Annotated in this window: 2 protein-coding genes; both read right to left on the bottom strand. The window is 73.2% G+C overall.

Features of this window, described 5'->3' with window-relative positions; genetic code table 11:
- The coding region (locus tag AC08ON_RS07400) for a hypothetical protein (protein WP_476616680.1) at positions 1–541 on the bottom strand (541 nt) is incomplete at its 3' end.
- Positions 542–647: 106 nt separating this feature from the next.
- Complete coding sequence (locus AC08ON_RS07405; protein ID WP_476606969.1) at positions 648–1,076, bottom strand: helix-turn-helix domain-containing protein; 429 nt, start codon at positions 1,074–1,076, stop codon at positions 648–650.
- Positions 1,077–2,227: the final 1,151 nt, after the last annotated feature.

Below are 2,227 nucleotides of genomic sequence, written 5' to 3' on the forward strand. Positions count from 1 at the left end.
CCGCACCGGCGACCCGCCACGTCCCGTCGGTCTGGCGCAGGAGGGTGAGCGCGGGGGTGGACAGTGTAACCACCGGGGCGGCGGCGCCCGCCGCCGTCTCGCGGCGCACGTTCAGCTGAAGCACCACCCGACCGGTGGCCGTCGTGTCGATCCCGCCCAGGGGCGTGGTCGCCAGCACGGTCACCCGCGAGTGGGTGCCCGCGGCGCGCACCTCCTGCCACGCCTGACCGTCCCCGCCGGCAGCGGTTCCGGACCCCCCGGCGCCCGCGCCCCCGGCGCCCAGGCTGGCCGCGAAGTCCTCGGTCAGGCAATCGCGGGCCCGCTCGACACCGGCTGCCGGGCCGGGGTCCGTCCGGGCGTCGAAGGACTGCCAGCGTGTGAAGCAGTCGGCGGCTACCGCGGCCGGGTCCTTCCGATCCACCTCGCCGGTGGGTGGCGCGGACGCGGTGGCCAGCGGCGGACCCGGCGCCTGACTCGCCCCGGGCGGTGGCCCCGTGGTGGCGGACGGGGCGGGAGACGGATCGGCAGTACTACCCGACACGCCGCATCCGGCCACGGTGACCACGGTGAGCAGCAGCCCGACGGCCAGCCAGGGGCGGGGCCTCACCGCGGCCGGCCGGAGCGAGGCGGCACCGGGATGAGAGCGCTCATTCCCGACCGTCCAGCCAGTCCCGTACCCGCCCCCGACGCACCCGCCACTGGTGACCGACCTTGCGAGCCGGGATGGCCCGTTCCGAAAGCAGCTTGAGGACAGTGCTCTCCGATAACCGCAACCAGGCGACCAGTTCGTCAACGGTGAACACTTCGTCGTCGTCGGAGGGTCGGGACGGCACGCCACCGGCCGACGTCGGCGCGAGCGGAGGCGCCGCGGCGGCGGGCGCCGGTGTGCTGCGGGATGCGACGGTCGGTGACATGCCGGTCGAGCGGGCCGAGGCCGTACGGACCCGGCCGGATGCCGCCGGAGCAGACCGGGCCGGGGCCGAGCCGACCGGGGATTTCGCGGGCGTCACCCCCTGCGGTGCGCCGGAGCGCTGGGATGGCCGAGGCGTCGCCATCGAGAAGCCGTCCTGCGCCACCGACGCTCCTTTCCCATCTGCCGCACGCACGGTGCCGTGTCGTCCAGGCCGCCCCCAGCCCGCCACGTCGCGGATCACAGCCAACCGTCCGCCGGTTCGTCCCCTCAATCCGGACGGCACATCTCCGGTTCCGGAAGGTACACCGACCCACCCATGATGGGTAGCTTCGACCAGAGCTTGTCATACTCGAATGACTCGTGTTACATCGATCTGACCGCAGCCGAGCGCAGATAACAGTAAGTAACCTTAACTGGCACTAGCTAACCTTAGAAGGCCGGGAGGTCGACGGCGCGTGAGCGATGTGCCACAGGCACCGTACGGTGAGGAAGGCGACGCGCGGCCCGTTTCGCTCATTGGTGCCCGCATCCCCTCGTCGGTCTCCCCTCCCGACGGTCCGCCCATCCGGAACAATCAGTACATACGAGACGATCAGTATGTACGGGACGAAGCAGCAGGCACCGAAGACGTAGAGTCACCTCCCCGTTCACGATCCGGGCGCCGACGGCATCGACGGCGGGGCGGGACGGGCTCGCCGCAGCCACTCGACGAAGCGTGGCAGAGCGAGGCATTCCACCTCGATGATGCGACATCGGCGGCCCGTTCGGGTGCGGACCGTACAAACACGTCCGACAACACACCGCCATCGGTGCCGGGTGCCAGGACCGTGGCACCCGGCACCGGGCCGGGCCGGGCGACCACGGGCGCGGACACCAGCTCCCGACGCACCCGCGGCGCCGCTGCCCGGCGCGCCGGCCGCCCGTCGGCGATTCCGCCCCGTAACCAGGCTGATCCCTCCCGCCGTCCAGCCCGGCCGGCAGATCCCCGCGGTTCGACCCCGATCCCCCCGGGCGCGGTGGAATCCTCGCGGGAGGTGGACACCGCTTCGGGTGGCAGCGCGTCAGGCCGAGGCGTCAGCCCGGCCGCGAGTCCTGGTGCCGGTGGCGACCCAACTGCGGTACCACCATACCCGACCGGGCCATTGCCTGCCCCGAACGGGCCACGCGTCCGGCCGCCGCGTGCCTCCGCGCCCCGCCGTCCGCAGCCTCCGCGGCCGACACCGGCTGCGCCAACGGATGCTGCGCCGATCGGCGGCCCGACCGATCCGCCGACGGCACCCGTTCCATCCACCGCGGCCGGCCGGCCAGCCGCGA

Source organism: Frankia sp. CoWAU3 (genome assembly GCF_977971855.1).